This is a genomic window from Miniphocaeibacter massiliensis (genome assembly GCF_900232905.1).
GTDB lineage: Bacteria > Bacillota > Clostridia > Tissierellales > Peptoniphilaceae > Miniphocaeibacter > Miniphocaeibacter massiliensis.
Genome location: NZ_OCTQ01000004.1, coordinates 47,315 through 60,231, shown reverse-complemented (window position 1 = coordinate 60,231; position 12,917 = coordinate 47,315). Strand labels below are relative to the sequence as shown.

Below are 12,917 nucleotides of genomic sequence, written 5' to 3'. Positions count from 1 at the left end.
TGAATAGGCTACCAAAGACCGTAGGGGTTTAATACTTAATAATCCTACCGAGGTGGATAAGAGATTTTTAATAATGTCTTTCTGCCTTTTGGGTGGAAAGATTTTTTTATGTGTGTAGCCATAGCGGAGGTGAAATAGATAGTGAAAGATTATGTTTTAGAGAAAAAACAATCTGTAGTAAATGAAATCAAAGAAAACATTGAATCATCAAAATCTATGGTGTTAATTGACTATAGAGGATTAAATGTAGAGGAATTAACAGATCTTAGAAATAGATTCAGAAAAGAAAATGTAGTTTACAAAGTATACAAAAATACAATGATGAACTTTGCATTTAAAGATTTAGGATTAGAAGAAATTACTGAACTATTGGTAGGACCTAATGCAGTTGCTTTTAGTACAGAAGATCCTATAGCAGCAGCAAGAATTGCTAATGATTTTGCTAAAGATCATGATAAATTAGAGATTAAAGCAGGTTACTTAGAAGGTGAATATTTAGATGTAACAGGAGTTAAAGATTTAGCTTCAATACCTTCAAGAGAAGTTTTATTAGCTAAGTTACTTGGAAGCTTCAAAGCTCCAGTATCAAACTTTGTATACTTAGCAGATGCTATAGCAAAGAAAAAAGCAGAAGAATCACCAGCAGAAGAAGCTACTGTAGAAGAAACAGAAGCTCCAGAAGCAGAATAATTAAAAATAATTAATAGAAAAATAAAACGGAGGAAAATATAATGTCAGTAGAACAAATTTTAGAAGCTATTGAGAACATGACAGTTCTTGAATTAAATGAATTAGTTAAAGCAGCAGAAGAAAAATTCGGAGTATCAGCATCAGCACCAGTAGTAATGGGTGGAGCAGTTGCAGGTGGCGGAGAAGCTGCAGCAGCAGAAGAAAAATCAGAATTTGATATAGTATTAGAATCAGCAGGTGGAGAAAAAATCAAAGTTATCAAAGTTGTTAAAGACGCTTGTGGATTAGGATTAAAAGATGCTAAAGCATTAGTTGACGAAGCACCTAAAACTATAAAAGAAGCTGTAGCTAAAGCAGAAGCTGAAGAAATAAAAGCTAAATTAGAAGAAGTAGGAGCTACTGTAGTTTTAAAATAGTAGTATAAAAGTCTGTAAGTTAGTTATTAACTAGCTTATAGGCTTTTTTTATTTCTCCAAAATATTAAAAATGTATTATTAATAAAAAAGCTTAAAATCAACTGACACCATGTAAGTTGATTATTTTTATTCTACTTTATGTTTAATATCTTCAATAAGGATATCTTATTAGAATATAGAATTATTGATTGAATATATATATAAACTTTGTTATAATTTAAACGAGTAAATATTAAATTTGATTTACTAGGGTTTAAATTGTGTATGAAAGATAGGAGATATAATATGGAACAAAAAGTTATAGACAAAATGAATGAACAAATTAATTTTGAAATGTATTCAGGATTTATATATTTGAATACAGCTTTAAAAATGGAAAAATTAAACTATAAAGGATATTCTTCATTTTTATTTAATCATTACAAAGAAGAGATGAAACATGCAGAAGACTTTATTAATTTCTTGGTTAAGAGAGATGTAACTCCTACTTTAATGGATGTAAAAATGGAAGAAGTTAATGTAAAAACTCCTTTAGAAGCAGCTAAATTAATATTAGAACATGAAAGAAAAGTTTCAAAAAAAATATATGAATTACATGATATAGCAAAAGAAAACGGAGATTATGCATCTGAAATATTTTTACATTCATATATTAATGAACAAATAGAAGAAGAAGACTTAGCAAAGGAAAATTTAGATTTATTTACATTAGCTGATAATAATATTTCTGCTACAATAAGCGTAGATTTAACATTTAGAAAATAAATAACAAAAAAAGAGTTATGTTCAATTCAACATAACTCTTTTTTTTTCATTTAATAAAATGAATTATTTTAATATTTATATTTTGTGTTTATCAATAGTACGCTGAAAACGTGAAAAAACAATAATGCCTATAATTCCTATACAAGTTCCTATTAATATATTTATTATACGACTATAAATTAAATCCGTAGCTGTATTTGGATTGAATAACCTAAATAATATTAATGCTATAGGTGTAGTAAATAAATTACCTATTAAGTAATTTTTTGGCATAAAGTAGCATATCAAGAACATTAATACACAAGCAATTAGTACAAGAACTAAAATGTTATTAATGTATGAATAAATTATAAATGAGATAATACATCCAGATATAGCAGCTAAAATATACATAATTTGTTTTTTAAAAGCATTTTGTATAGTTTCTTCTTGTAATACAACAATAGATGCAACTAAAACCCAATAATAATTTTTTAATTGTAAATTATATCCTACATAATATGCAATAAATATAAAAATAGAATTAATTAAAGACTTAATGATAATTTCATTAATTTCAGAGTTGGTTTTATTTGCATAACTAATTTCAAATATGCTAACTGATATTGAATTATTTTCGTATAGTTTATTTTCGAATAAAATTAAAAAATAAGCTATTAAGACCCCAATTAAAACATAAAAGACCATGTATATTCTATTTAACAAAGGTATATTTGTTAAACTAGATAGCATTCCATTAATCATTAATATAAAAAATATTCCAGGTCCCTTAAAAGTCAGGCGTGATAAAATATAGTTTAAAATAAAGGCTAAGAATCCAATCCATAGAATGCTTATCCAAGGATAAGTAGCTAAAAAGATACTTGCAAAAAAGGATATTGCTCCTGAGAACATGATAAAATAAAAATGTTTAAAGGTATCATTCTTATTTATAGGAACATAGTACATAAATAATAAAGTTCCAAACGATGACATTACCCCTAGTTGTAAATTCCCAAAAATATATGCTATAAAAAAAGATATTGCTATAGTTAACGAACCAAAAAATGCATGAATAAATAAACGTAGTTTATTATTGATAATAAATCAACTCCTTAGGTATTAAAATGTTATAATATTAATTTTATATTATAATTTATTTTGTTGCAAACCATTATTATTAAGGATTAGTCTAACAAGATTAAAAAAATTAAGAGATAGTATTTTATAAGCAATCTTATATCTCATATTACATATGATTAATTATAAGATTATTTATTATTTAAGTAGAATTTAGAGGAGTAGAAGTCTATATATTAATTAAATTTATTTTAAAAAATGAGTAATAAAAGTAAACAATTAAAATATTTTTTTAACAATCTATAATCATTTGAAACTTTTTTTATAATATGTATAATCAAATTGTTGATGTATTTTTATAAATATAATCGCAATAAAAATAAAAGAGAGGGAATTAATATGAAGAAAAAAATAGGAATCAGTATTATGCTTGCACTAATGCTATTAATATCAGTTATAGGATGTGGTAGTAAGGACGGAGGAAATAAAACAACAGAAAATAATAATACAACAGTTAAAAAAGGAGAGGAAGGTACATTTACTTATGCTATATCTGCAGACCCAGGAAACACTTTAAATCCAATTACAGTAGATGATCGTTTTGGAATGATGGCTGCAAATTTAATTTATTCACCTTTGTTAAAAATAAACCAAGATGGGTCTGAGAATCTTGTGCTAGCAGAGAAAATAGAAGCATCAGAAGATGGACTTACTTATACAGTAAAATTAAAAGAAGGAACAAAGTGGACTGATGGAGAAGCATTAACTTCTGAAGATGTGGTTTTTACTTATGACTCGATAAATGCGACAACAGAAAATTTATTTGTTGATGGAAAGGCAGTAGAAGTAGAAGCGATAGATGATTTAACTGTTAAATTTACTTTACCAGTAGTAAGTGCAAGTGCAAAAGAATTAGTTTGTGCAGGCGTAAATATACTTCCTAAACATATATTTGAAGAAAGAGGAAATTTTGATTTAAATTTATTAGAAGATAAAGTTATAGGAAGTGGTTCATATAAATTTGTTGAATATAAAACAGGACAACATTTTAAGTTTGAAAAAAATACAGATTATATAAATGGTGAAGCAAATATTGAAACAATAGTGTTTAAAGTTATAGAAAGTGATGATACTGCTACACTTGCTATGCAAAATGGAGAAGTAGATGCTTGGATAGGAATGCCTGATTTACTTGAGCCTTTTGAAGATAACAAAGATTTTGAAATAACAAATTATAGTGAAGGTAGAGTTGCTTATGTTAGGCTTAATTCTGTAGCAGATTCTATGAAGGATAAATCTTACAGAGAAGGTATATTAAAGGCATTAAACAGAGAAGAGATAATGAAAGCTGCTTATACAAGCGATAAATACTATGAGTTAAGTTATTCGTTTTTACCAAAAACAAATAGTTTCTACATTGAAGATGTTGAAAAATGGGAACAAGATTTAGAAAAAGCGAAAGAACTAGTTAAAGATGGTTCTAAATCATTGAAAATATGCTATATAAAAACAGATGCAGCTCAAGAAAATCAAGCCTTAACAATTCAAGCTCAACTTAAAGAGGTTGGAATTGAAGTGGAATTAAGTGGAGTAGAGCAACCAGCATATGTAAAAGCTGCTTACGATAGAGAGAATAAAGAATATGATATGTTTTTGGGTGGATATATAATGGGTACTGATCCAGATACTTTTGGAGCTTTATTTGTATCTACTAAAGAAGATATGATTAATTACAATAATAAAGATGTAGACAGATTATTTAATGAAGCAAATACTACATTAGATGAAAAAGAAAGAAAAGAAAAATATAATGAGCTTCAAAATATAGTCTCAGAAGAAGCAATATTCTATCCATTTGGATCAAACTTAAGAACTTTAGTAACCAATAGCCGTGTAACAGGTATTGAAGATGCTAAGTTAGTACCAATATACACTTTTGGTGATATGGCAAAACTTAAATTGAAATAGATAAATAAAGCGCAGTTTATTAAATAAAACTGCGCTTTATTTATAGGGGGAATTATGATTAAATACATTATTAAGAGATTATTACAATCTATTCCATTATTGATATTGATTACAGTAATATGTTTTATATTAATAAATATAGCACCATATGATGCAGTGGATGCAATTACAACTCCAAATATGAAACAAGAAGAAATAGATGCAAGACGAGAGGAATATGGATTGGATAAACCTATAATAACACAGTATACAAGCTGGGTTAAAAACTTTGTTAAAGGTGATTTTGGATATTCAATTATAACTAGAACAAGTATAAAACACGATCTAGTAGAAAGAGTTCCTGCAACAGTAGCTTTAATTTTACCAGCATATTTAATTTCTTATTTTATTTCAACTGTATTAGGCTTAATCTCTGGTAGTAACAAAGGAAAAAGATTAGATAAAATGATTGATGGAATATGCTCAATAGGTATTGCAGTACCTACTTTTTGGTTTGCAATGATAGTAATATATTTATTTGCATATAAGTTAAGAATTTTACCACTAATGGGAATGTATTCAATGGGTAAAGAAGGTAATTTTATAGATTACTTGTACCATTTAATACTACCTACAATGGTACTTATAGTTGGATATGTACCAGATATTACAAGATATGTTAGAAATTCTACTATTATTCAAATGAATGAAGAATATGTACTTGTTCAAAAAGCATTTGGTGCTTCTAAAAGTGAAATATTGTTAAAACATGTTGCTAAGAATGTATTGCTACCAATTGTAACTAAAATGGGAATGTCACTACCATTACTTATTACAGGTGCAGTAATAACAGAAACTATTTTTAGTTGGCCAGGTATGGGAAATTACTTTGTAACGGCTATACAGAATATGGATTATCCAGTAATAATGGCTGTTTTAGTTTTATCCGGAAGTTTGACAATAATAGGTAATCTTTTGTCAGACATTATGTATGGTTTAATTGATCCAAGAATAAGATATAGAGGGCAGTAAAATGGGGAAGAAAAATAGAGGAATATACTTACCTGTAATATTCATATCAATAATAATACTAATAAATATAATACTTATATTTGTAGATTTAGATCCAGATAAAATAGATGTTTCTAATAAATTACAAGGATTTTCATCAGAACATTTTTTTGGAACAGATGAAATGGGTAGAGATTACCTTGTAAGAGTATTATATGGGGGAAGAATCTCCTTAATTGTAGGAGTTTTAGCAATGGTAACTTCAATAATTATAGGAGTTATTATAGGTTTAATATCAGGATACGCTGGTGGATTTATAGATAGTTTTTTTATGAGAACAGTTGATGTGCTATCAGCAATACCTTGGATAATACTAGTGACAGTCTTTGGAGTAGTATTTAAAAGAGGATTAATATCTATAATATTAGTCATTGGTTTTTTTAGTTGGATGGAAACAGCTAGGTTGGTTAGAACAGAGGTTCTAACTTTGAAAGAAAGAGATTATGTAAAATATGCTAAATTTATAGGAGAAAAAAATTATTTAATAATATTAAAACACATAATTATTAATGTCTTTCCAACTATAATTACATCTGCAACATCAACAATTGCAGGTGCTATTATGATGGAAAGTTCTCTAAGTTTTTTAGGATTAGGAGTGGCAGCACCGATGTCAAGTTGGGGAAGTTTACTACAAAATTCTCAGAAGTACCTTCAAAAAGCCCCATATATGGCAGTTATTCCAGGTATATTAATTATATTAACAATATATTCATTTAATAAATTAGGAAATATTGTTAAAGATAGAATGGATCCTATGATGCAAAGAGGAGAAATTAATGGAAAATGAAATTCTAAAAGTTGAAAAACTAAATATAACTATACAAAAGCAAAAAAAAGTACTTAAGATAGTAAAAGATTTTGATTTAACTGTTAAAAAAGAAGAAATTATAGGAATAGTAGGAGAATCGGGAAGTGGAAAGTCTATGTCAATGAAGGCAATAATGAATATTTTGCCAGAAGGTGTAAGAAGAGTAGCGAACAAACTATCTTTAGAGGACATAGACTTAATTAATGCTGGTGAAAAAAAGTACCAAAAAATAAGAGGAAAAGAAATAGCTATGATATTTCAAGATCCTATGAAATCACTAGATCCAATAAAAAGAATTGGTTTACAAATAGAAGAGGTGATTTTAAGACACAGTAATATAACCAAAAAAGAAGCAAGAGAGAAAGCTGTTTCTTTATTAAAAAAAGCAGGCATAACTGAAGCAGAAAAGAGAATAAAACAGTATCCTCATGAATTTTCAGGGGGGATGAGACAGAGGGTTATGATTGCAATGGCACTATCTTGTAACCCGGAAATCTTAATAGCAGATGAGCCAACAACTGCATTAGATGTTACTATACAAGCACAAATACTGAAATTGTTATTGGAAATACAAAGAGAAAACAATATGTCTATTATTTTCATTACTCATGATATGGGAGTTATATCTAAGATTTGTCAAAAAGTAATGGTGATGTATGCTGGATTTGTTGTAGAAGAGGGAGATAAAAAAGAAATATTTAATAATCCTAAACATCCATATACAATTGCATTACTTAAAGCTGTACCTAGTCTAGATTTAAATAAAAAAAGATTAGTTGCGATAGAGGGGAAAACACCTTCATTAAATGAGGATTTCAAATTATGTCCATTTTTAAATCGATGTGACAAAAAAATTGAAATATGTAATGAAGTTATGCCAGAATACAAATATTATGGAAATAAACAAAAAGTTAAATGCCATATATGTTATGAATAGGAGCTATTGTGAAAGAAGAAGTTTTAATAGAAATTAAAAAATTAAAAAAATATTATGACAATAAATCATTTTTAGGAAAATCAAGAGGTTGTACAAAAGCTGTAGATGACATAGACATGGAAATATATAAGGGTGAAACTTTAGGATTGGTTGGAGAATCTGGATCAGGTAAATCAACTCTTGGGAAACTAATATTAGGTATGGAAGAAAAAACAGATGGAGAAATATTTTATAACGGAAAAAGAAAAGAGATTGTTTTTCAAGATGCAGCATCGGCACTAAACCCAAAATGGAATGTAAAAAAAATTATTGAAGAGCCATTGAAAGTATTAAATATCCCTTTAGAAGAACGAAAAAACAAAGTTTTGAGTATTGTAAACAAAGTTGGGCTTGAGGAAAATGATTTATATAAATATCCTCATGAATTTTCAGGGGGACAGAAACAGAGGATTTGTATAGCTAGAGCATTAGTTAGCAATCCTGATTTCATAGTATGTGATGAGCCAATTGCATCTTTAGATGTTTCTATACAAGCACAAATTGTGAATCTTTTACAAGATTTACAAGAAGAATTAAAAGTTACATACTTATTTATAACTCATAATATAATAATAATTAACTATATTAGTGATAGAATAGCAGTTATGTACTTAGGGAAAATAGTAGAAATAACAAATAAAGATGAATTATACAATAATCCATTACATCCATATACGAAAATGTTAATCGAATCCATCTCTTTAGTAGGTGATACATCGGATAATGAAGCTAAAACAGATTTTAGAACCGATAAATCATTAAAAATAGATGAGGATTTTAAAGGATGTAATTTATATAAAAGATGCAAATATGCAATAAAAGAATGTCAAAATATAGAACCTAAATTGATAGAAGTGAAAAATAAACATATGGTAGCTTGTCATTTATATAAAATTATAGATAAATAATTGTTTTTTCAATTAACAAGGCGTACTAAAATCGTAATAATGATTTTGACAACGACAAAAAGTAATATAATGCAAAGAAAATATATACAAATAAAAAGTTAAATATAGCTAAATAAAACATATATTCTTAATTGATCAGAGTTTTAAAATAGTAGTTTAAAAGCCTATAAGTTAGTTAATTACTAACTTATAGGCTTTTTTATTTAATGTAAATAAGAAATAATTATTTATATGTCTTTTATACTAGCCGCCAAATTGCGAATGCACAGATATTTCTATAGCTATATTTTCATTGTCAAAGTCAATGTAGTAAAAATTCTCCAGTTCACCTAAATAAGATCCAATAAAAGACTTACCTATATTGTATGCACAATGGTAGCCATCATTTGATTTTCGTTTAAAACCATCTAAATCAAATTCTCCATATTTTTCTATAATCTCTTCTCTATTTTTTCCAATAATCCAATTATTATTATTATATTTCCAATAATCTCTGCTAAAAATTATATTAATAATTATAATAATTGTAAATATACATATTGAACATATTATCTCTTGATTTCACAAAGAGTATCTCTTTATTATTTATTGGTGTATTTAACTGCTGTACGCATATGTGTTAGGTAAGTAGTTCCTCCTGTGCTTCCCAATGTTAAAGGAGTGATTTGTGCAGATAAAACTGACACATATTTACCATTAGAATAATGTCCAGCATATTGGTGTATCATCATAGGTACACCTTTTGCATTTTTGCCAATATACATCATTGTGTGTCCTTTCATGTACATTACTGTTCCAGGTCCCATACTTATGATTTTATTTTGTTTTGTTGAATTTGACATATTGTTTAATGATGTTGTTTTTCCTACATATGAGTATTCTTGTTGTGAAGTGTTTCTTGGCATAATTATTCCAAATGTTTTAAATACATCTTGTATTAGAGAAGAACAGTCATGACCGTTATTAGAGCCACCCCAACCATATTTTTCTCCTTTAAATTTTAATGCTTGTTTAATTACATTTGCTTCAGTGTATGGTAAATATCCACTTACTGTTCCAGAGCTTGGTTTAGATATTTTTGTAGGAGCTAGCTTAGAACTGCTATTTTTAGTTGGAGACAGTAAGGATTTTTCTGAAATGGGTATGTCTGATCCCATATCATATAATTTATTTCCAATTTTTAATTGTCTTTCTATTACAATTTCTTTTGGAAGATTTTTGTATTTTTTTAATTCATCTCTTGTAGAAAAAGCAATATAGTCTTTGAAGACCCAACCTGTATAATTTTCTGTTATACCAAATACCCATTTACCGTCTTTACTTTGGTGTAAAACTAGTATTTCATCCCAAGGATTTAAAGCTGTTTCTGCAAAGTAGTCATGTGCTCCACCTTTAGTTCTATTTTCGTCCCAAGTTGGGAAAGTTCTAAGAAGGGTTCTTTCAGTTACTACTCCAAAGTTATAATTTTTTTGTGTTACTACTGCACTTTTATTACAATTATTAACCCAACTATTTTTTGTTGAATTACTGTAAGCTACACCATTTTTATTATAAGGTTTTGATGGTAGAACAGATAAAGTATTAATCATTTTAGTAATTTCATCTTTTGAATACAATTTATTTATATTTAAAACATCATTTAGATAACTACTTTTGGATATATTATTTTTATTATAATTTTTTATTTCAGATTCTGACATAATAATTTTAGTACTATATTTATTTATATTGTTCCATGTTATATATTCATTAGAAATATTCTCACCATTTATACCATCTATTACCGTTTGAGCTATTACAGCATCTCCGCCAACAATTATTATTTTACTTGCTGATCTTACATAAGAAGCTACTTCTTTTGAAAGTATACTATTTTGTGTAAGTATTATAGGTGCATTAAGTTTTTGAGATAATGTTGATGCCGCTAGTGCGTCAGGATAATCTTGTCCAGAAGCTAATATAACAGTTTTACTATTTGTTTTTTTTGCAACTTTTACACTTGTGTCATATCTGTTAGCTCCAGCTATTCTTTCAATATTAGAAGTTTTAGATAGTTTTTTTATATTATTCATTACGCTATCTTTTATTACAGCATTACCACCAATTATTTTTATATTATCACCATTAAAACCTTTAAGCTTTTTTTCTAAGTTAGTATCAAGTTTATTGTTTGGAGTTAATACTAAATCGGCTTTGTTATTTGCTAATATAGTTCCTGCTAATGCATCAGGATAATTACTACCAGAAGCAACTATAAGATTTTGATTTATAGACTTTTCACTTATTTTAACAGATGTAGAGTATCTATTAGCTCCAGCAATACGAGTAACTTTAGTTAAGGATTTTATAGATTTTAAAGATTTTTCTACATTATTGTTAACGGCGTTATCACCGCCTAAAATGATAGCTTCTTTTGCACCTAGTCTAATAATCTCGTTTTTTAAATTGTTTGTTAGGACGTTGTTAACGAGTAGTACTGGATATTCTCCAAAAGTTATACTAGATGCAGATAAAGCATCAGCATAGTTTTTTGAACTAGCAAGAATCACCTTATCAGATTTATCGTGGGTAAATTTACTGATTTGAATAGATGTACCAATTCTATCGGCACCAGCTATCCTCTTTATTCTAGTAGAAGAATTCAAATAGCTATTTAAAGATGAATTTGAATCTATAGAATTATCTACATTTTCACCATATAAACCTTGTAATGTACTAGTAGAAGTTAAATTTTCTGAAACATTAGTATTTTGTTTATTTTCTTCAGTCGATTCAATATATTCAGTTGAAACTTCTGTATTTTCGACAGGTTCTGTTTCTATTACTTCTTTGGTAGATGTTAGTTCGTCAGCAAAACTAATACTTAAATTTAGAGATAAAGCGAACATTAATGCTACCGAAAAAATTCTTTTTTTCAATATTTACACTTCCTTTATAAAATTTAATTAAGTACAAAAATAATTATATATTATATTTAATTATACTGTATATTTCTATTTAATAATAGTATAGAGATAGAATTAAATGAGATTATAACAATAACACTTAGAATGATGTTGTTATAAATTGACATAAAAATCCAAATTAGATATAATTTTAACATGCAAATTACGCAGACAAGTATATTAGTGGGAGTAAAGAATTACATGAAAGTTTTTAATTTATTTACATGACGTTATATAAATAATGAATTAGAAGTTTCTAATAAACTAACTAAATATAATTTCTTTACTTTTGATAATAGTAGTTGTTATTTCTAAAATTCTATTTATTGTAAAAACATTTAATTATAAATGAGAGCAATTATCTGATGGTTTCAGTATTTATTTATCTAAAACTATATTCAATACTTATTAATGAGAACGAAAATTATTTTCAAGTTAAGAGATTATAATTTATTGTTGTTTAAAGGGACACTGATAGTTATTTTATTAACAATAAATTACAATAAAAGGAGAAGGAAATGAAAATTAAAAAAATATGTTTAATGTTATTAATTATGGTTGTTGGGATAGGAATAGTAGGCTGTAATGGAAAGAAAGATGATAGCAGTACTAAAGGTGAAGATAACAAAGAGGGAAAGACTAAAATTGTAGTAGGTACGTCGGCATCATATAAACCATGGGCATTTCAAGAAAATGACGAGTTAAAAGGTTTTGAAATGGAAGTATGGGAAGAAATAGCAAAAAGAAATAATTATGATTTAGATTATAAACTAGGACAATTCAGTGGACTAATTGGAATGTTAGATTCAGGCGAAATAGACACAATAGCACATCAAATGTCTATTACTCCAGAAAGAGAAGAAAAGTATGCTTTTAGTTCGCCTTATGCATATAGTTATTATGATTTATTTGTGAAAGAAGATAGTGAATTTAAAACAAAAGAAGATTTAAAAGGTAAAAAAGTTGGTTGCTGGTTAGGTGGAAATGGAGAAGCTACTCTTAGAGCAATGAATGAAAAATACAATTTAGGATTTGAAATTATTACTTTTGATGGTGCACCGATGGAAGAAGAAGTAAAAATTGGACGTTTAGATGGATTATGGCAAGGTGAAGTAAAAACCAATACAGTAATTGAAGAAAATGGATTTCCATTGAGAGGGTTAGGAGATAGAGAGACTTTTGAAATTAATGCATATCCTTTTAGGAAAGATGAAAAAGGCGAAAAAATGGCTAAAGAGGTAGCTAATACTTTGGAAGAAATGCACAAAGATGGAACATTGAAAAAATTATCTGAGAAATGGTTTAATCTAGATGTTAGCTCTAAATAGG

General features: G+C 27.4%; 11 protein-coding genes and 1 other annotated feature (1 of these 12 cut by a window edge). Of the genes, 9 read left to right on the top strand and 2 right to left on the bottom strand.

Annotated features, from left to right (window positions below):
* Nucleotides 1–116 (top strand) — a sequence feature (ribosomal protein L10 leader region); it begins 7 nt to the left of the window's first position.
* 25 nt (nt 117–141) lie between these two features.
* The 3 genes from rplJ to CS899_RS08140 all read left to right on the top strand — a co-directional run bounded on the left by rplJ (nt 142) and on the right by CS899_RS08140 (nt 1,871).
* The gene (gene rplJ, locus CS899_RS08150; RefSeq protein ID WP_100065698.1) at nt 142–690 is read left to right on the top strand and encodes a 50S ribosomal protein L10; all 549 of its coding nucleotides are present in this window, start codon (nt 142–144) and stop codon (nt 688–690) included.
* 41 nt (nt 691–731) lie between these two features.
* The gene (gene rplL / locus CS899_RS08145; RefSeq protein WP_100065697.1) at nt 732–1,106 is read left to right on the top strand and encodes a 50S ribosomal protein L7/L12; all 375 of its coding nucleotides are present in this window, start codon (nt 732–734) and stop codon (nt 1,104–1,106) included.
* 285 nt (nt 1,107–1,391) lie between these two features.
* Nucleotides 1,392–1,871 carry a ferritin gene (locus tag CS899_RS08140; RefSeq protein WP_164995898.1) on the top strand — a complete coding sequence of 160 codons (480 nt, stop codon included), beginning with the start codon at nt 1,392–1,394 and terminating at the stop codon, nt 1,869–1,871.
* A gap of 75 nt (nt 1,872–1,946) precedes the next feature.
* Here CS899_RS08140 and CS899_RS08135 read toward each other — a convergent pair whose 3' ends face one another.
* Complete coding sequence (locus CS899_RS08135) at nt 1,947–2,846, bottom strand: FUSC family protein (RefSeq protein ID WP_100065695.1); 900 nt, start codon at nt 2,844–2,846, stop codon at nt 1,947–1,949.
* A 483-nt stretch (nt 2,847–3,329) separates the two neighbouring features.
* Here CS899_RS08135 and CS899_RS08130 point away from each other — a divergent pair, with 483 nt between their 5' ends.
* Genes CS899_RS08130 through CS899_RS08110 form a run of 5 tightly spaced genes read left to right on the top strand, consistent with a single transcriptional unit; the run spans nt 3,330 to nt 8,643 of the window.
* On the top strand, nt 3,330–4,898 hold the full coding sequence (locus CS899_RS08130) for an ABC transporter substrate-binding protein (RefSeq protein ID WP_100065694.1): 1,569 nt from the start codon (nt 3,330–3,332) through the stop codon (nt 4,896–4,898).
* A 54-nt stretch (nt 4,899–4,952) separates the two neighbouring features.
* Nucleotides 4,953–5,909 carry an ABC transporter permease gene (locus tag CS899_RS08125; protein ID WP_100065693.1) on the top strand — a complete coding sequence of 319 codons (957 nt, stop codon included), beginning with the start codon at nt 4,953–4,955 and terminating at the stop codon, nt 5,907–5,909.
* A gap of 1 nt (nt 5,910) precedes the next feature.
* Nucleotides 5,911–6,738 (top strand): ABC transporter permease, encoded by an 828-nt coding sequence (locus CS899_RS08120; RefSeq protein ID WP_100065692.1) that lies wholly within the window; start codon nt 5,911–5,913, stop codon nt 6,736–6,738.
* Complete coding sequence (locus CS899_RS08115; RefSeq protein WP_100065691.1) at nt 6,728–7,696, top strand: ABC transporter ATP-binding protein; 969 nt, start codon at nt 6,728–6,730, stop codon at nt 7,694–7,696. Before CS899_RS08120 ends, CS899_RS08115 begins: the two co-directional genes overlap by 11 nt.
* 8 nt (nt 7,697–7,704) lie before the next feature.
* Complete coding sequence (locus CS899_RS08110; RefSeq protein ID WP_100065690.1) at nt 7,705–8,643, top strand: oligopeptide/dipeptide ABC transporter ATP-binding protein; 939 nt, start codon at nt 7,705–7,707, stop codon at nt 8,641–8,643.
* A 581-nt stretch (nt 8,644–9,224) separates the two neighbouring features.
* Here the strand turns inward: CS899_RS08110 and CS899_RS08105 are convergent.
* A complete protein-coding gene (locus CS899_RS08105) occupies nt 9,225–11,561 on the bottom strand; it encodes a cell wall-binding repeat-containing protein (protein ID WP_100065689.1) in 2,337 nt (778 codons plus the stop codon).
* Between the two features lie 545 nt (nt 11,562–12,106).
* Between CS899_RS08105 and CS899_RS08100 the strand changes: the two genes are divergently transcribed.
* Nucleotides 12,107–12,916: a transporter substrate-binding domain-containing protein gene (locus CS899_RS08100; RefSeq protein WP_100065688.1), complete on the top strand. Its 810-nt coding sequence runs from the start codon at nt 12,107–12,109 to the stop codon at nt 12,914–12,916.
* The last annotated feature ends 1 nt before the right edge of the window (nt 12,917 follow it).

Excerpts from the sequence above, each read along its gene's own strand:
- rplL (WP_100065697.1), top strand. The coding sequence starts at position 732 with ATGTCAGTAGAACAAATTTTAGAAGCTATTGAGAACATGACAGTTCTT.
- CS899_RS08140 (WP_164995898.1), top strand. The coding sequence starts at position 1,392 with ATGGAACAAAAAGTTATAGACAAAATGAATGAACAAATTAATTTTGAA.
- CS899_RS08135 (WP_100065695.1), bottom strand. The coding sequence starts at position 2,846 with ATGTCATCGTTTGGAACTTTATTATTTATGTACTATGTTCCTATAAAT.
- CS899_RS08130 (WP_100065694.1), top strand. The coding sequence starts at position 3,330 with ATGAAGAAAAAAATAGGAATCAGTATTATGCTTGCACTAATGCTATTA.
- CS899_RS08125 (WP_100065693.1), top strand. The coding sequence starts at position 4,953 with ATGATTAAATACATTATTAAGAGATTATTACAATCTATTCCATTATTG.
- CS899_RS08120 (WP_100065692.1), top strand. The coding sequence starts at position 5,911 with ATGGGGAAGAAAAATAGAGGAATATACTTACCTGTAATATTCATATCA.
- CS899_RS08115 (WP_100065691.1), top strand. The coding sequence starts at position 6,728 with ATGGAAAATGAAATTCTAAAAGTTGAAAAACTAAATATAACTATACAA.
- CS899_RS08100 (WP_100065688.1), top strand. The coding sequence starts at position 12,107 with ATGAAAATTAAAAAAATATGTTTAATGTTATTAATTATGGTTGTTGGG.